This is a genomic window from Bradyrhizobium sp. UFLA06-24 (assembly GCF_054967145.1).
This window is the reverse complement of sequence record NZ_JADFUE010000014.1, coordinates 42403-58723: the sequence shown is the minus strand read 5'-3', so window position 1 is coordinate 58723 and position 16321 is coordinate 42403. Positions and strand designations below refer to the sequence as shown.

The following is a 16321-nucleotide window of genomic DNA, read 5'->3' as shown; positions in this document are numbered from 1 at the left end:
GAAGAGCGCGGGCTTATAGTCCTGCGCTGGCGACATAGCCTAGCCCGATTCTGGGCCCTCACCATGCAAAATTCGCATAGGTTCGCCAATTGCGTTCAAATGGTGACTTGTGTGCCGACTTCAACTACCCGCCCGGTCGGAATCTGGAAATAGTCGGTGGCGTCGTTGGCCGAGCGGCTGAGCGCGATGAACAGATGGTCCTGCCAAAGCGGCATCCCCGACTGCGCCGATGCCTTCAGCGCGCGCCGGGACACGAAGAACGACGTCGACATGATGTCGAACTGCCAGCCCTGCTTGCGCGCGATCGCGAGCGCCTTGGGCACGTTCGGCTGCTCCATGAAGCCGAAGCGCAGGCGGACCTTGGAGAACTTGTCGCTGATCTTCTCCATTCGGAAGCGCTCGGACAGATCGACCCGCGGCGTGTGCGCGGTTTCGATGGTCAGGATCACGTTATGCTCGTGCAGCACCTTGTTGTGCTTGAGATTGTGCAGCAGCGCGGTGGGCACGAAGGCGGGATCGCTGGTCAAGAACACCGCTGTGCCCTTGACGACGTGCGGCGGCCGCTTCTCCAGGCTGCGGATCAGATCGTCCAGCGGCACCTCGATCCGGCGCGTCTTCTGGACCAGGATTCCCGAGCCGCGTCGCCAGGTCCAGATCGTCGCCGCCATGGTCGCGCCGAACAGCAGCGGCACCCAGGCGCCTTCCAGGAGCTTGAGCAGGTTGGCGCTGAAGAAGGTCATGTCGACCATGACGAAGGGCAGGATCACCACCGCCGCGGTCGCCGCGCGCCAATTCCACAATTTCCAGATCACCACGAAGCCCATGATGCCGTCGGCAACCATGGTTGTGGAGACCGCGATGCCATAGGCGGAAGCCAGGTTGCTGGGCGTATGGAACAGCAGCACCAGCAGCATCACGCCGATCAGGAGCAGCCGGTTGACGCGCGGCAGATAGATCTGGCCGGCGTGGGTCTCGGAGGTGTAGCGCACCTCGAAGCGCGGCAAGAGGCCGAGCTGCACGGCCTGATAGACCAGCGAATAGGCACCGGTGATGACGGCCTGGCTCGCGATCACGGTCGCGGCGGTCGCAAGCCCGACCAGCGGCAGCACCAGATGCTCGGGCACCATGCGATAGAACGAATGTTCGATCGCACCGGGATCGGACAGCACCAGCGCGCCTTGCCCGAAATAGTTGATCAGCAGCGAGGGCAGCACGAAGAACATCCAGGCCGACTGAATCGGCTTGCGGCCGAAATGGCCGAGATCGGCATAGAGCGCCTCGCCCCCCGTCACGGCCAGGAAGACGGCCCCTAACGTCACCAGGCCGATCGTGCCGTGCGACAGCAGGAATTGCAGCGCGTAATAGGGATTGATCGCAGCCAGCACCGAGGGGTCATCGGCGATGTGAATGACGCCCAACACGGCCAGACAGGTGAACCAGATCACCATCACCGGCCCGAAGGCCGAGGCCACCAGCGCGGTCCCCTTGCTCTGGACCGCAAACAGCAACACCAGGATCAGCACCGTGAGCGGCACGACATAGTGCTCGAACGCGGGCGTCGCCAGCTTGAGGCCGTCGACCGCCGACAGCACCGAGATCGCCGGCGTGATCATGGAATCGCCGATGAACATTGAGGCGCCGACCACGCCGAGCGCGAGCAGGAACCAGCTCCGGCGTCCCAGCGCGCGCTGGCCCAGCGCCATCAGAGAGAGCGTGCCTCCCTCCCCGTTGTTGTCGGCGCGCAAGAGCAGCAGGACGTACTTGGCAGTGACGACGATCAGCAGCGCCCACAGGATCAGCGACAGCACGCCGAGCACCATGATCCGCGTCACCGGCTCGCCGTGCGCTGCGCCTCTGACCGCCTCGTGGAATGCGTAAAGTGGCGAGGTGCCGATGTCGCCGAAGACGACGCCGATGCTCCCAAGCGTAAGGGACCAAAATCCCGAGGTGACCGGCCCTTCCTGGGTCTCGGCCTGTGTGATGCTCGCCGTCATGAGGGTGGAAAACGCTTCGTCCCTGGAATTGATCCGGCGCCTTGTGACGCTTCTGCCAAGCCTGTCAATCAGCCCGCCATCATAGCAGGCGCAGCGGCGGATGCTGTGACGGCCCGGCCACGTTCGTCGCCCTCGCGACTGATAGCCTCAGGTAAAATGGTAGCGCAAGAGATCTAGGGCTTCAAGTTCGGCGGCAGCGGCGGATCTTCCCGCATCAGGGTGATCGTGACGCGGCGGTTCGCGGCGAGCGAGGGATCATCCGGGAACAATGGCTGGGTGTCCGCCTTGCCGGAAATGGCAAAGATGTGCGACGGCGGAAGGCCCTCGCGCTCGAGGATCTGGCGGACTGCGTTGGCCCGGTCGGCCGAAAGATCGAAGGCGCCGTAATCACTGCGGGTCGGCACGAAACCAGCCGCAGTGTGGCCGGTGATGGAGACGCGCAAGGGGGTCGCCTTGAGCGGGACCGCAAGCTTCTCGATCAGCCGGCGGGTGCGGTCGTAAGGCACCTTGGAGCCATCCGCGAACATTGAACGGCCGTCCTGGTCGACGATCTCGAGGTTGAGGCCCTGCTTGGTCTCCTCGAACATGATGTGCTTGGACATCTCGGTCAGTTCCGGCATGTCCTGCAGCGCCTGACGCAGCGAGGCCGCAGCGAGCGCAAAATTCCGATCGATCTTCAGCTTCGCGCCCGAGGTACGGTCGCGATCTTCCTGGTCCGGCGTCGGCGTATTGGAGGCGTCCTCGGGGGCGATGTGATCGACGTTCTTCAGCCGCGGCCGGGTCGGCAGACCATCCGACTCGACGATGCCGGCATATCGCGCTTCGCTCTGGACGCCGAAGGCGTCGCGCATGGAGCCGGCGACGACCTTCAGCTTGTTGGCATCCTGGGTCGAGAACGCGACGAGCATCACGAAGAAGCTCATCATCAGTCCCATCAGGTCGGCGAAGGTCACGAACCAGCCGTGACCGCCTCCATGTGCATCGCCGCGTTTTTTCTTGGCCATGATCTAGCCCCGGCGCCCGGCTTCAGGCCGGCACCGGCTCGCCTTCAGCGTGACGATGCTTCTCCGGCAGATAGGCCAGCAGCATCTCACGCACGAGCGTCGGGCTCTTGGAGTCGCGGATCATCAGGATGCCGTCGATGATCAGGGTGCGGTTGGTCTCTTCATCGAGCAGCTTGCCGTGCAGCTTGTCGGCGATCGGCAGACAGAACAGGTTCGCGACGAGCGCGCCGTAGAGCGTGGCAAGCAGCGCGGTCGCCATGAACGGTCCGAGCTTGGAGGGGTCGGTCATATTGGCGAACATCTGCACCATGCCGATCAGGGTGCCGATCATGCCGAAGGCCGGGGCGCAGTCGCCGATGGCGCGGTAGATCTTGCTGCCCTCGTCGAGATGCATCAGGAAGTTGTCGCGGTCGCGCTCGAGATTGTCGCGGATGAAATCGAGGTCGTAGCCGTCGGCGACGTAGCGGATGCCCTTGGCGAGGAACGGCTCGTCCGTCTCGACCTTTTCGAGACCAACCGGACCCTGCTTGCGGGCGATCTCGGCGATCCGGGCGAGCTCGTCGACCAGATCGTGCGCCGACAGGCGGCTCATGGTGAACGCGAATTTGGCACCGAGCGGCAGGCCATGCAGCAGCGCGCTCAGGGGAAAGCGGATCATGGTGGCCGAGATCGAGCCGCCGAAGATGATGATCACAGCATGTTCGGAAACGAACATGTGCAGGTCGCCGCCCATGAGGACCATCGTCGTGATGACGATGATGCCCGCCGTGAGACCGACGCCCGTCATGATATCCATGGGAGACTCCAACGCGAACGCAACAACGGCCGTCCTGGCCGCTGGCGCGGCCCAACCCCGAACCGCATCGGAAACCCTAGAGCGCCGCCCTTAAAGCCGCGTAAAGGTTAAGTTCCGCCGGTGCGACGGAGCGGCGCGGTGCGTCGAAAGGAGGGCGGCCTTGCCGGCCCACGACACGAATCTCAACGCTTTGCTAACCATAAATGAGCTGTCAGGACGAAAGTCCTGTCAGCTCGAGGCTGAGCGCGCGCAGGCGCCTGCGCGCCTCGGGATCGTAGGCCTGCGGATTGGCGCGCGCCTCGTTCATGCCGTTGAAGAACAGGCCGCTTCGGCCCGCGACCTCCTCGCCCTCAACGAGATGCAGGATCGCCGCGCCACCCTGCTCCACGGTCGAGATCGGCGTGATGCCGCCGGCGCGGACCATCGTGGTGTTCATGTAGGTCGCCGGATGCAGCGCGTTCACGGTGACGCCGGCGCCCTTCAGTTGCTCCGCGAGATCGATGGTGAACATGATCTGCGACAGCTTGCTCTGCGCATAGGCGCGCGACCCGCTATAGCCTTTCGTGATCATGACATCGTCGAAGTCGATCGGATGCTGGCCGAGGGAAGCGACGTTGACGATGCGTGAGGGCGCGGCCGCCTTCAGTAGCGGCAGCAGCAGATGGGCAAGCAGGAAGCCCGAGAGGTAGTTCACGGCAAAGCGCAGCTCGTAACCGTCGCGGCTCTCCTGCCGTGCCGGCCCGTCGTTCTGCGAGCCGATGCCGGCATTGCTGACGAAGACATCGAGACGTTGATGATCGCGGATCACCGCGGCCGCAAGCTCGCGCGTACCCGCCATCGACGACAGATCGGCTTGATAGAAGATCGGCGCTCGATGACCCGCCTCCACGATCTCGTCGATCAGCGCTTTCGCCCGCGCCGCGTCGCGGCCATGGATCAGGACGTGAGCGCCTTCGGCGGCAAGGCGGCCCGCGACATAGCGCCCGACGCCGTCGGTCGAGCCCGTGATCAGCACCGTCTTGCCGCGCATATCCATGGCTCTTACTCCACGTTCAATGAATCTCCGCCGAGCGCTTCAGCGCGGCCTTGAGCTTCTCCAGCGAGAAATCGGGGCTGCGCGCGATCTCGAGGATCGGCGTCTCGCGGCGGCCGCAGAGCTCGGCGGCCTCGGGGAGTTTTGCTGCGAGATCCAGCGGGATGACGATGGCGCCATGCCGGTCGGCGTGGATCAGATCGTCGGAATTCACCGTCATGCCGGCAACACGAACCTGACCGCCAAAGCTTTCCGCGTGCACCCAGGCATGCGACGGGCCGATCGAGCCGGCCAGCGCCTGGAAGCCGGGCGCCCATTGCGGGACGTCGCGGATCGAGCCATCGGTGACGACGCCGAGGCAGCCGAGCGCCTTGTGGACGTTGCTCTGCACCTCGCCCCAGAACGCGCCGTAGCCGATGTCAGGACCATCGACGTCCTGGATCACCGAAATGCGCGGGCCGTGACCGGTGCCGACATATTCGTAATATTCGATGCGGCGCTTGGCCTGCTCCGCGGCCGGTAGCGGAGACTTCTGCACTGCGCGGATCGTGACAGTGCGGGCATAGCCGACCATCGGCGGCAGCTCGGGGAACGGGCAAACCAGCTGCTTGGTGGTGAAGCCGATCAACCGCCGCTCCGGGGCGATGACTTCCATCGCGTTGCAAATCGTCGGCGTGTCGTAGCGGCCCAGCGCTTCGAGGACGGCAGCGGGCAGCGGCCCGGTCACGGTATCAGTCACGGCGTTCTCTCCCAGATTGGCGGCCGCTGTTGGCGCGGTGCCGCCGATACCGGGCGATATAGCCGAGATCGGGCCTCAGCCCAACTCGAGCGCTCTCATGGCAGATATCCGCGTGCGTTTCCTCAGTGCAGCCGTCCGGGCCGGTCGTCGTCGTCGTGAGGCGGCTCAGACAGGCTCGCCATTGTTGGCGCCGACGGCGGCGACGAGATCTCGCCACCCGCAGCCGCTGCGGCTTCCGCTGCACGCGCCTGATCGCGGTAGGATTTGTAGCCGAGCGGCAGGCCGAGCAGATACAGCACGGTCCCGATCGAGAGCACGTACCAGGGATAGCTGATCAGAAGCGCGATGAAGAAGATCACCGCGACGAACGCCGGCAACACCAACTCCGGAGGCACCCGCATCCGCATGCTCTTGCCGGAGAACACCGGCAAGCGCGACACCATCAAAAAGGCGATCAGCAGCGTGTAGCCGGCCGTCAGGGCCGCGGGCCAGCGTCCCAGGTCGAGGAACGCCGCATATATCGGCAACATCACGGTGATGGCACCGGCCGGCGCCGGCACACCGGTGAAGAAATTGGAGGCAAATGCCGGCTTGTTCGGATCATCAAGGGTGGCGTTGAAGCGCGCGAGCCGCAGGCACATGGAAATCGCAAACACCATGGCCGCGATCCACCCGGCGTTGCCGAGCTCGTGCAACTGCCAGAAATACAGCATCAAGCCTGGCGCCACACCGAAATTGACGAAGTCGGCGAGGCTGTCGAGCTCGGCGCCGAATTTGGACTGACCCTTGATCAGACGCGCAATGCGCCCGTCGATGCCGTCGAGCGCGGCTGCAAACACGATCGCGTAGACGGCGAGCGCCATCCGTCCCTCGATCGACAGCCGGATCGCCGTCAGCCCGGCGCAGATCGCCAGCAGCGTGATGACGTTCGGCACCAGCATGCGCACCGGAATCGGGCGGAACCGCCGGCGCCGGACGTCGGGATTTTTGAAGTCATAGGGCGTCATAGCTCGTCCTCACCTTCAGGCAGGATATAGCAAGCCATGCGTCCCTCCGCCATTGTGGCCGAAGGCCCCCCTCCCGACACCGGCTTCCTGGTTAACCGGTGCGATAAACGCGGCCGGGGTCGTCCCCGGTGAGGTCGGCTAGGATCGTCTCACCGGCGATTGCGGTCTGCCCTTCCGAGACCAGCGCCTTGGTGCCGACAGGCAGATAGACGTCGAGCCGCGAGCCGAAGCGGATCAGGCCGAACCGCTCGCCGGCGCCGACCGCCTGCCCCTCCCTGACGAAGCAGACGATGCGCTTGGCCACGAGGCCCGCGATCTGGATCACGCCGATGCGGCCCTGCGGCGTCGAGATGACAAGCGAATTGCGCTCATTGTCCTCGCTCGCCTTGTCGAGCTCGGCATTGATGAACAGTCCCGGCCGATAGGCGATGCGATCCACCCTGCCCGCGACCGGGCTCCGGTTCACATGGCAGTTGAACACGCTCATGAACACCGAGATGCGCGGCAGCGGCCGGTCGCCGAGCCCGAGCTCGGCCGGCGGCAGCGCCATGGTGATCATCGAGACGCGGCCGTCGGCGGGCGACACCACGAGGCCGTCGCGCACCGGCGTCACGCGCGCGGGATCGCGGAAGAACAGCGCGCACCAAACGGTCAGGATGGTGCCGATCCACCCGAGCGGCGACCAAAGCCAGAACAGGATCAGGCTTGCCAGCGCAAAGCCGCCGATGAAGGGATAGCCCTCCTTGTGGGTCGGCGGGATCTGACGCTGGATCGAATCGAGAATGGACATCGCTCTCTGCCGCTGAAGGGGTTGATAGCGCGGGTCGTCCCGCGCACCGGGGTTGTTTAGGCCAGACTTGGGACCGGAGACAAGCTCACTCCGCGGCGGCCTGCGCCGTGAGAGCGTCCTGGACCGGCGGCGGCTCCCGATTGGGCGCCGCGCCCGAATCGGCCATCCGGGCCAGCTTCTCGCGTGCGGCCTCGGCCTCGCGCTGTCTGTTCCACATGCTGGCATAGAGACCGCCCTGCGCGAGCAAGCCGGCATGTGTGCCGCGTTCGGCGATGCGGCCTTGGTCGAGCACGATGATCTCGTCGGCGCCGACGATGGTCGAGAGCCGGTGCGCGATCACCAGCGACGTGCGGTTTTTCGCGACACGGTCGAGCGCGCCCTGGATTTCGTGCTCGGTATGGGTGTCGAGCGCCGAGGTCGCCTCGTCCAGGACGAGGATCGGCGGCGCCTTCAACACCGTGCGCGCGATCGCGACGCGCTGCTTCTCGCCGCCCGACAGTTTCAGGCCGCGTTCGCCGACCTGAGTCTCGTAGCCGGCCGGCGCCATGCGAATGAAATGGTCGATCTGCGCCAGCCGCGCCGCTTCCTCGACCTCGGCATCGCTGGCGTCCCAGCGGCCGTAACGGATATTGTAACGGATGGTATCGTTGAACAGCACCGTGTCCTGCGGCACCATGCCGATCGAGGCGCGCAGACTCGCCTGCGTGACTTCGCGGATGTCCTGGCCGTCGATCAGAATCTTGCCGCCGGAGACGTCGTAGAGACGGAACAACAGCCTCGAGATGGTCGACTTGCCCGCGCCGGAGGGGCCGACGATCGCGACCGTCTTGCCGGCCGGCACTTCGAAGCTGATGCCCTTCAGGATCGGCCGCGTCGGTTCATAGGCGAAGCGAACGTCCTCGAACCGCACCGTGCCGGTGGAGACGGCCAGCGGCGCCGCGTTGGGGGCGTCCTTGATCTCGGCCTCACGGCCGATCACGGCGAACATCTTCTCGATGTCGATGATCGCCTGCTTGATCTCGCGATAGACCATGCCCATGAAATTCAGCGGCTGGTAGAGCTGGATCATCATGGCGTTGACCAGCACGAAATCGCCGACCGTGTTGGTGCCGTTGCGCACCCCGATCGCGCACATCAGCATGGTCGCGGTCAGCCCGAGCGTGAAGATCACGGCTTGCCCGGTGTTGAGAACGGCAAGCGAGGTGTAAGTGTGGATGCTGGCTTCCTCGTAGCGCGCGACCGATTTGTCGTAGCGCTGGGCTTCGCGGGCCTCGGCGCTGAAATACTTGACAGTCTCGTAATTGAGCAGCGAGTCGATGGCCTTGGTGTTCGCCTCGGTGTCGGAATCGTTCATCTTGCGCCGGATGCCGATCCGCCACTCGGTCGCGATGTAGGTGTAGTACATGTAGAGCGTGACCGTGATCAGCGTCGCGACCACGTAGCGCCAGTCGAACTGCCAGAGCAGCACGGCCATCAGCAGCGAGACCTCGACGATGGTCGGGATCAGCTGCAGGATCACCATGCGCACGATGACCTCGATGCCCTCGCGGCCGCGCTCGAGAACGCGCGTCAGACCGCCGGTCTTGCGCTCCAGGTGAAAGCGCAGCGAGAGCTCGTGCATGTGAATGAACGTGATAGTGGCGAGCTTGCGCACCGCATGCATGGCGACGCGGGCGAAGATGCCGTCGCGCCATTGCGTTAGCACCGCCATCAGGATGCGCGTCACGCCATAGCCGGCGGTCAGGAGCAGCGGCGAAGCCAGCATCCAGAGATGCCAATTGTCGGCGGCCACCGGTACGGTGTGGGCGCCGGTCAGCGCATCGGTTGCCCATTTGAAGCTGAACGGCACCGTCAGCGTGATCAGCTTGGCGGCGAGCAGCAGCACCATCGACCAGACCACCCGCATCTTCAGGTCGAAGCGGTCGCTCGGCCAGATATAGGGCCACAGATGCGCCAGCGTACCCATCAGGGTGGCCCGCTCAGGCGGGCCGTCGGCGGAATTGGGAACGTCGGCGCCGTGGGGCGATTGAGGTTGGTCCATCAAGAAGCCTGAAGAGCCCGCCGGGTGCGGGCGTCACTGCGAATAAGGATTTTCGCTTGTCATATAGAGCCTTCACGACGTCGGCGCACCCCGCCAGATGGCGAATCTTCGATTGCTTGTCGCTATTTACCGGTAGATTTCCGGGAGTATCGAATCACCGTTTGGGCTTGACGCCTCTTCGCTGCAATGCATCATGGCACCAATGAGCACGATCAAAACCGTCTGTGTCTATTGCGGCTCCGGCCCAGGAACCAATCCCAACTTCATCGAAGCGGCGAAAGCGCTCGGCAAGGCGTTGGCGGAAAATAAGATCCGCCTCGTTTATGGCGGCGGCTCGCTCGGCCTAATGGGGGCAGTCGCAACCTCGGTGCTGGATCACGGCGGCACCGTCACCGGCATCATCCCCGACTTCCTGCGGATGCGCGAGAATGCGCTGACGCGCGTGCAGGAGATGGTCGTCACCCCCGACATGCACGAGCGCAAGCGGCTGATGTTCGAACGCTCCGACGCTTTCGTCGCCTTGCCCGGAGGGCTCGGCACACTCGAGGAGCTGGTCGAGCAGCTGACCTGGCAGCAGCTCGGCCGTCACGCCAAGCCCGTGCTGCTCGCCAACATCGATAATTTCTGGGAGCCGCTGTTCTCCCTGGTGGCTCACATGCGCCAAACCGAGTTCATCCGCACGGGTCTTTCCGTCGACATCCTGAAGGCGGACAAGGTCGAGGAAATCGTGCCACGGCTGCGTGCCGCGGCTGCACAGATTCCCGACAGCCAGCGCGATCTCGCGCCGGACGTGGCGCGCAAGCTTTAGCTCGCAGGAAACGTCACCGCCTCGATGCGGTTGCCGTCGGGGTCGGTCACGAAAGCAGCGTAGTAGCGCACGCGATCGTGCGGGCGGATGCCCGGCGCGCCCTCGGATGCGCCGCCGGCGGACAAAGCAGCCGCATGAAAGGCATCGACCTCGCCAGTCGTCTTCGCCCGCAAGCAGATGTGCACGCCGCTCTCCGACGGGACAGGCGGCATCGCCTCGCGTAGATTGATCCAGAACTCCGGATAGGCCTTGCCGAAGCCGATCGTACGCGGCCGCGTGACGAGGCGGGTGAGGCCGAGGGCAGCGAGCGTAGCCTCGTAGAATCTTGCCGAGCGTTCGAGCTCACTGACGCCGACGGAGATGTGGTCGATCATGGCCTGCCCCCCTCACCCTCCGCTGTCATCGCCCGGCTTGGCCGGGCGATCCAGTACTCCGAGGCGCCGCGGCGTTCCGGAGAAGCCCCGGCGTACTGGATACCCCGCTTTCGCGGGGTATGACAGCCGTCGTGGGGCTCACGCCGGCGCGCCTGATTTCACCAGCTTGTAGATCACCGAATCCATCAGCGCCTGGAACGAGGCGTCGATGATGTTCGGGGACACGCCGACCGTGGTCCAGCGGTCGCCGTTCTCGTCCTCGCTCTCGATCAGGACGCGCGTGACCGCGCCGGTGCCTCCATTGAGGATACGGACGCGGTAGTCGATCAGCGTCAGCCCCTCGATGTATTTCTGGTATTTTCCGAGGTCCTTGCGCAAGGCAACGTCGAGTGCGTTGACGGGGCCGTTGCCTTCGGCGGCCGAGATCAGGTGCTCGCCGGCGACATCGACCTTGACCACGGCCAGCGCTACGGTGACCCGCTCTCCGAGCGCGTTGTAGCGCTGCTCGACATTGACGTCGAACTGCTCGACCTCGAAATAATGCGGCACCTTGCCGAGCGTGCGGCGCGCCAGCAGATCGAACGAAGCGTTGGCGGATTCATACGCGTAGCCTTGCGCCTCCCTCGCCTTCAGCTCCTCGACCAGCCGCGTCAGCTTGGGATCGCTCTTGTCGTAGGCGATGCCGGCGCGGTCGAGCTCGGCGATGACATTGGAGCGGCCGGCCTGGTCAGACACCAGCACCTTGCGGTGATTGCCGACCAGCTCCGGCAACACATGTTCGTAGGTCTGCGGATCCTTCATCACCGCGGAGGCGTGAATGCCCGTTTTGGTGACGAACGCGCTCTCGCCGACATAGGCCGCATGCCGGTTCGGCACGCGATTGAGCATGTCGTCCAGCGTGCGCGAGACCTTGACCAGCGTCGCCAGCCTCGAAGGCGTGACCGAGATCTCGAAGGCGTCCGAAAACTCCTTCTTCAATTTCAACGTCGGGATCAGCGAGCAGAGATTGGCGTTGCCGCAGCGTTCGCCAAGGCCGTTCAGCGTGCCCTGGATCTGCCGCGCACCGGCGCGCACCGCGGCGAGCGAATTCGCCACCGCCTGCTCGGTGTCGTTATGGGCGTGGATGCCGACGTGATCGCCGGGGATAAGCTTCGTGACCTCGGTGACGATGGTTTCGATCTCATCAGGCATGGTGCCGCCATTGGTGTCGCACAACACCACCCAGCGCGCGCCGGCGTCATAGGCGGCCTTGGCGCAGGCGAGCGCAAAATCCGCGTCCTCCTTGTAGCCGTCGAAAAAATGCTCGCAGTCGAGCATGACCTCGCGGCCGGCCGCCTTTGCCGCCGCGACGCTGTCGCGGATCGAGGCCAGGTTCTCTTCCTTCGTCGTCTCGAGCGCGACGCGCACCTGATAGGCCGAGGATTTCGCCACGAAGCAGATCGCATCGGCCTTGGCTTCCAACAGCCCGGCGACACCGGGATCGTTGGAGACGGAGCGCCCTGCCCGCCGCGTCATGCCGAAGGCGGTGAAGCGCGCATGGTTGAGCTTCGGCTTATGGCCGAAAAATTCGGTGTCGAGCGGATTGGCGCCGGGATAGCCGCCCTCGACATAGTCGATGCCGAGATCGTCGAGCATGCCGGCGATGATCTGCTTGTCTGCAAGCGTGAAATCAACGCCATTGGTCTGCGCGCCGTCGCGCAGCGTGGTGTCGAACAGATAGAGGCGCTCCTTGCTCATTGCGCAGCTCCAAGCGTCTTCTTCATCGTGGTGTTGGCGAGCCATTCGTCATTCATGGTGACGCTGTTGCGCTGCTGGGCCGTATAGCCGCGCCTGGCGAAGAAGCTCTGCGCGGTGTCGCTGGCATCGACCGTGAGAGCCGTCGCACCGCGGCCGCTGGCGAGCTTCTCCAGCGCATCCACCAGCATGGTCGCGATGCCCTGCCGGCCGACAGCGGGATGCACATAGAGCATGCGGATGTGATCGGTGCCGCGCAGCGAGGCGAAGCCGACCGGCGAGCCGTCGAGCGTCGCGATCAACGTCAGGTCGGCCGCGAGCCGCTTGCCGAACTCCTCGGTCTCGGCCGCCGCCATCCAGGCCTCCTGCTGTGCCTCGCTGTAATCGTCGCCGGTCAGCTCCTGGATGCTGGCGGCGAAGATCGCGGCGAGCATCGGAACGTCGGCAGGCAGGAACGGCCGAAGTGCGGGCTTGGGGTGCGCTTGTGCCATCGACTTCACCACATCCCGTAGAGTTTCAGCACGATGGCCACGGCAGCGCCGAGCAGCAGGATCTTCAGCGCGATGTAATAGAACCAGTGCCGCGGGAATGGCGTATCGGGCCGGGTCATCGCGCAACCTCCCAGGTGGTCCCGTCTTTGGAATCCTTGATCGCGACTCCCATTGCGGCGAGCTGATCGCGGATGCGGTCGGATTCCCCAAAATCCTTGCGTGCGCGCGCAGCGGTCCGCTCCGCGATCAGGCTCTCGACTTGCTTGGCGTCGATCCCGCTCGCCTGCTGCTTGCGCGCTTCCCATTGCGCAGCACTCTCGGAGAGGAAGCCGAGCAGCCGCAACGAGCCCGCAAGGGCAGGTATGTCGCTGCCGCGCAGGCCATGCAGCGCCGCGATGGCCTGCGGCGTGTTGAGGTCGTCGAGCAGCGCTTCGACCACGGACGCGGCCGCCTTGGCGGGTTCGACGTCGGCGGCGATCCGATACCAGTCGTCGAGCGTCCTGGCGCTCTCTTCCAGCGACTTCATGGTCCAGTCGATCGGCGACGTGTAATGCGTCTTCAGCATGTTCAGACGCAGCACCTCACCCGGCCAATCCCTGAGCAGCTCGTGGATGGTGATGAAGTTGCCGAGCGACTTCGACATTTTCTCGCTCTCGACCTGCAGGAAGCCGTTGTGCATCCAGTAGTTCGCCATGCGCTGCTGGTGGAAGGCGCAGCAGGTCTGCGCCACCTCGTTCTCGTGATGCGGAAACACGAGATCAATGCCGCCACCATGGATGTCGAACTGCTCGCCGAGATGCTTCCAGGCCATGGCCGAGCACTCGATGTGCCAGCCCGGACGCCCCTCGACCTTGATGCCTGATGGCGACGGCCATGACGGCTCGCCCGGCTTGGACGGCTTCCACAGCACGAAGTCGGTCGAGTCCTTCTTGTACGGCGCGACGTCGACCCGGGCGCCGGCAATCATCTCGTCCAGCGACCGCTTCGACAGCGCGCCATAGCGCGGCAGCCCGGAATTGGCCGCGTTCATCGCCTGGGGCGAGAATAGCACGTGATCCTCGGCGACATAGGCAAAGCCGCCCTTGACCAGCCGCTCGATGATCTCGCGCATCTCGCCGATATGTTCGGTCGCGCGCGGCTCGACGCTCGGCCGCAAGCAGCCGAGCGCGTCGACGTCGGCGTGAAACTGCCTGCCGGTCTCCTCCGTGACCTTTCGGATCGCCTCGTTCAGCGGCAGGCCGGGGAAATCCCGCGCGGCACGGTCGTTGATCTTGTCGTCGACGTCGGTGATGTTGCGGACATATTTGACGTGTGCCTCGCCATAGAGATGGCGCAGCAGCCGAAACAGCACGTCGAACACGATCACCGGTCGCGCATTGCCGATATGGGCGAAGTCATAGACGGTCGGTCCGCAGACATACATGCGGACGTTCTTCGCATCGAGCGGCACGAAGGTGCGCTTCTCCCGGCTCAACGTATCGTAAAGACGCAATTCCATTGGACACCCGTCGGCTGTTGGCCGGGCGTCAGTGCTCTCAATGTGTTTTGAGAAAAGACGGCTCCAGCCAGCGAATCGCTAGCTCGTAATCTCGCGGCAAATAATGCAGATGGCGAGGAGACCGTTCATGGGGCGACATATGGGCCATGAGGCTGGCTTCCGTCAAGGGAGCCGCGAAATCGCCGCTTTATGTCCGCAAAGCGCCGGCCGCCCGCGCAGATGGTTCATCATCGTTAACCATTTGAGCCCATTCTGGAACCGGCGGTTCCCGGTTTTTGCCCCAAGGTGTTTTCATGCGATCCTTGCTCGCGCTCATTTCCTGCGCCTCCATCCTCGCGGCCTCCAGCGCCTTCGCCGAGACCCGCGTCTTCATCATCGCCAACCAGGCCGAGGGCTACGGCGTCGACCAATGCCTGGCCAAAGGCGAGAAATGCGGCGCCCAGATCGCCCACACCTATTGCCAATCACGACAGTTTGCGCAGGCATCGAGCTACCGCCGGCTCGATCCCGACGAAATTACCGGCTCTGTCCCCAAATCCGGCGCAAACTGCTCCCATGGCCATTGCGACGAATATGTCGCAATCACCTGCCAGCGCTGAATTCGCTCGGAACTGGCGGACCTTAGGACCCACCTTCGGCCCCTGAAACGACGTGACGATGCCGCAGGAAGCGGCTAATGGAGGGCGCGCTTCGCCCCCCCAGATCACGCCCGGCCGTGACCTCGCTAGAATGGCGGATATGCCTGAATTTTTCTCTCTCTCCCGTCCACGCTCCCTGCTTGCCTGCACCGTGCTTCTCAGCGTCGTGCTCGCCGCCGACGCCTTGGCCCAGGCCGGCCCGCCCGGACCGCCTCCGCCCGTCCAGGGCGGGCTCGGGCCGAACCCGATGTGCGTGCGGCTGGAAGGACAGCTCGCCGCGCTCGACCGTGGCACGAACGGTGATCCCGCCCGCGAGGACCAGATCCGCCGCTACCAGGATTCCCAGAGCCGCCAGCAGGCCGAGCTCGACCGCGTCACCATGCAGGCCAAGCGCATGGGCTGCGATTCCACCGGCTTCTTCTCGCTGTTCAACGGCCAGTCGGCGCAATGCGGTCCGGTCAACACCCAGATCCAGCAGATGCGCGCCAATCTGGACCAGATCAACGGCAGCCTCGAACGCCTGCGCAGCGGCGGTCCCGGCGGCAGCCCCGAACGCGACAGCCAGCGCCGCTCGGTGCTGATTGCGCTCGCGCAGAACAATTGCGGCCCGCAATACGCCAATGCCGTGCAGTCGCAGGGCGGCAACTTCCTGACCAACCTGTTCGGTGGCGGCAACAACCCGAACAACCCGCCGCCGGGCGCGCCACCTGCCGATTTCGGCGGCCCGCAATCCGGCACCTATCGCACCGTGTGCGTGCGCACCTGCGACGGCGCCTATTTCCCGATCTCGTTTGCGACCGTGCCGGCGCGCTTCCCTGATGACGAGAGAACCTGCAAGGCGCTGTGCCCGGCGGCCGAAGCCGTGCTCTACGCACACCGCAACCCCGGCGAGGACATGAACTCCGCGGTCTCCATCAGCGGCCAGCCCTATACGGCGCTGCCGACCGCGTTCAAATTCCGCAGCGAGTTCAACCCGTCCTGCTCCTGCAAGGCGGCGGGCCAGAGCTGGGCCGACGCGCTGAAATCGGCCGACGACAAGGCCGCCGTCGAGCAGCAGGGCGACATCATCGTCACCGAGGAGAGCGCCAAAAAAATGCAGCAGCGGCAGCTCACCAAGGGCGCGCCGGCGAATGGAAAGAAGGGTGCAGCTCCTGCGCCGGCCACCGCCGCAGCACCGACGGGGCCCCCTGCAGATGCGAGCCCCACCACCACATCCGAGAACAAGCCCATCCGCTCGGTCGGCCCGCAGTTCTTGCCGCAACAGAAGTAGCTCCGGCTGCACTGTGAGTTCGTGGTCCACCTCTCCCCGGCGGGGAGAGGTCGGATTGCTTTGGCGCGTAATTGCGCCTGAGCAATCCGGGTGAGGGGCCGCGG

Annotated in this window: 15 protein-coding genes; 3 read left to right on the top strand and 12 right to left on the bottom strand. The window is 64.8% G+C overall.

What is annotated here, in order from left to right; genetic code table 11:
- Positions 1 to 95: 95 nt before the first annotated feature.
- The 8 genes from IF809_RS14225 to IF809_RS14190 form a co-directional block, all read right to left on the bottom strand.
- On the bottom strand, positions 96 to 1994 hold the full coding sequence (locus tag IF809_RS14225; RefSeq protein WP_164938761.1) for a potassium transporter Kup: 1899 nt from the start codon (positions 1992 to 1994) through the stop codon (positions 96 to 98).
- A 173-nt stretch (positions 1995 to 2167) separates the two neighbouring features.
- Positions 2168 to 2998: an OmpA/MotB family protein gene (locus IF809_RS14220; protein ID WP_128967084.1), complete on the bottom strand. Its 831-nt coding sequence runs from the start codon at positions 2996 to 2998 to the stop codon at positions 2168 to 2170.
- Positions 2999 to 3020: 22 nt separating this feature from the next.
- Positions 3021 to 3794, bottom strand: a complete 774-nt coding sequence (locus IF809_RS14215; protein ID WP_092291629.1) for a motility protein A — start codon at positions 3792 to 3794, stop codon at positions 3021 to 3023.
- Between the two features lie 211 nt (positions 3795 to 4005).
- Entirely contained in the window at positions 4006 to 4830 is an 825-nt protein-coding gene (locus IF809_RS14210; RefSeq protein ID WP_462837881.1) for an SDR family NAD(P)-dependent oxidoreductase, read from the bottom strand.
- Between the two features lie 16 nt (positions 4831 to 4846).
- Complete coding sequence (locus IF809_RS14205) at positions 4847 to 5566, bottom strand: RraA family protein (protein ID WP_128967086.1); 720 nt, start codon at positions 5564 to 5566, stop codon at positions 4847 to 4849.
- A gap of 122 nt (positions 5567 to 5688) precedes the next feature.
- Positions 5689 to 6573: a CDP-alcohol phosphatidyltransferase family protein gene (locus tag IF809_RS14200; protein ID WP_128967087.1), complete on the bottom strand. Its 885-nt coding sequence runs from the start codon at positions 6571 to 6573 to the stop codon at positions 5689 to 5691.
- 91 nt (positions 6574 to 6664) lie between these two features.
- Entirely contained in the window at positions 6665 to 7504 is an 840-nt protein-coding gene (locus IF809_RS14195; RefSeq protein ID WP_462837930.1) for a phosphatidylserine decarboxylase, read from the bottom strand.
- Positions 7449 to 9404 (bottom strand): ABCB family ABC transporter ATP-binding protein/permease, encoded by a 1956-nt coding sequence (locus tag IF809_RS14190; protein WP_462837880.1) that lies wholly within the window; start codon positions 9402 to 9404, stop codon positions 7449 to 7451. Before IF809_RS14190 ends, IF809_RS14195 begins: the two co-directional genes overlap by 56 nt.
- 202 nt (positions 9405 to 9606) lie before the next feature.
- Here IF809_RS14190 and IF809_RS14185 point away from each other — a divergent pair, with 202 nt between their 5' ends.
- Entirely contained in the window at positions 9607 to 10212 is a 606-nt protein-coding gene (locus tag IF809_RS14185) for an LOG family protein (protein WP_462837879.1), read from the top strand.
- On the opposite strand, the gene IF809_RS14180 is transcribed toward IF809_RS14185, so the two are convergent.
- From IF809_RS14180 to cysS, 4 genes are all read right to left on the bottom strand, one after another.
- Complete coding sequence (locus IF809_RS14180) at positions 10209 to 10586, bottom strand: VOC family protein (protein ID WP_462837878.1); 378 nt, start codon at positions 10584 to 10586, stop codon at positions 10209 to 10211. The two genes, IF809_RS14185 and IF809_RS14180, sit on opposite strands and share 4 nt — an antisense overlap.
- A gap of 138 nt (positions 10587 to 10724) precedes the next feature.
- Entirely contained in the window at positions 10725 to 12323 is a 1599-nt protein-coding gene (cimA, locus tag IF809_RS14175) for a citramalate synthase (protein ID WP_462837877.1), read from the bottom strand.
- The gene (locus IF809_RS14170; protein ID WP_462837876.1) at positions 12320 to 12811 is read right to left on the bottom strand and encodes a GNAT family N-acetyltransferase; all 492 of its coding nucleotides are present in this window, start codon (positions 12809 to 12811) and stop codon (positions 12320 to 12322) included. The genes cimA and IF809_RS14170 overlap by 4 nt, the downstream gene beginning before the upstream one ends.
- 115 nt (positions 12812 to 12926) lie before the next feature.
- Entirely contained in the window at positions 12927 to 14309 is a 1383-nt protein-coding gene (cysS, locus tag IF809_RS14165) for a cysteine--tRNA ligase (protein WP_462837875.1), read from the bottom strand.
- Between the two features lie 293 nt (positions 14310 to 14602).
- Between cysS and IF809_RS14160 the strand changes: the two genes are divergently transcribed.
- Together IF809_RS14160 and IF809_RS14155 are read left to right on the top strand one after the other, a co-directional pair.
- Positions 14603 to 14908: a hypothetical protein gene (locus IF809_RS14160; RefSeq protein WP_462837874.1), complete on the top strand. Its 306-nt coding sequence runs from the start codon at positions 14603 to 14605 to the stop codon at positions 14906 to 14908.
- A 130-nt stretch (positions 14909 to 15038) separates the two neighbouring features.
- Positions 15039 to 16217 (top strand): DUF2865 domain-containing protein, encoded by a 1179-nt coding sequence (locus IF809_RS14155; protein WP_462837873.1) that lies wholly within the window; start codon positions 15039 to 15041, stop codon positions 16215 to 16217.
- Positions 16218 to 16321: the final 104 nt, after the last annotated feature.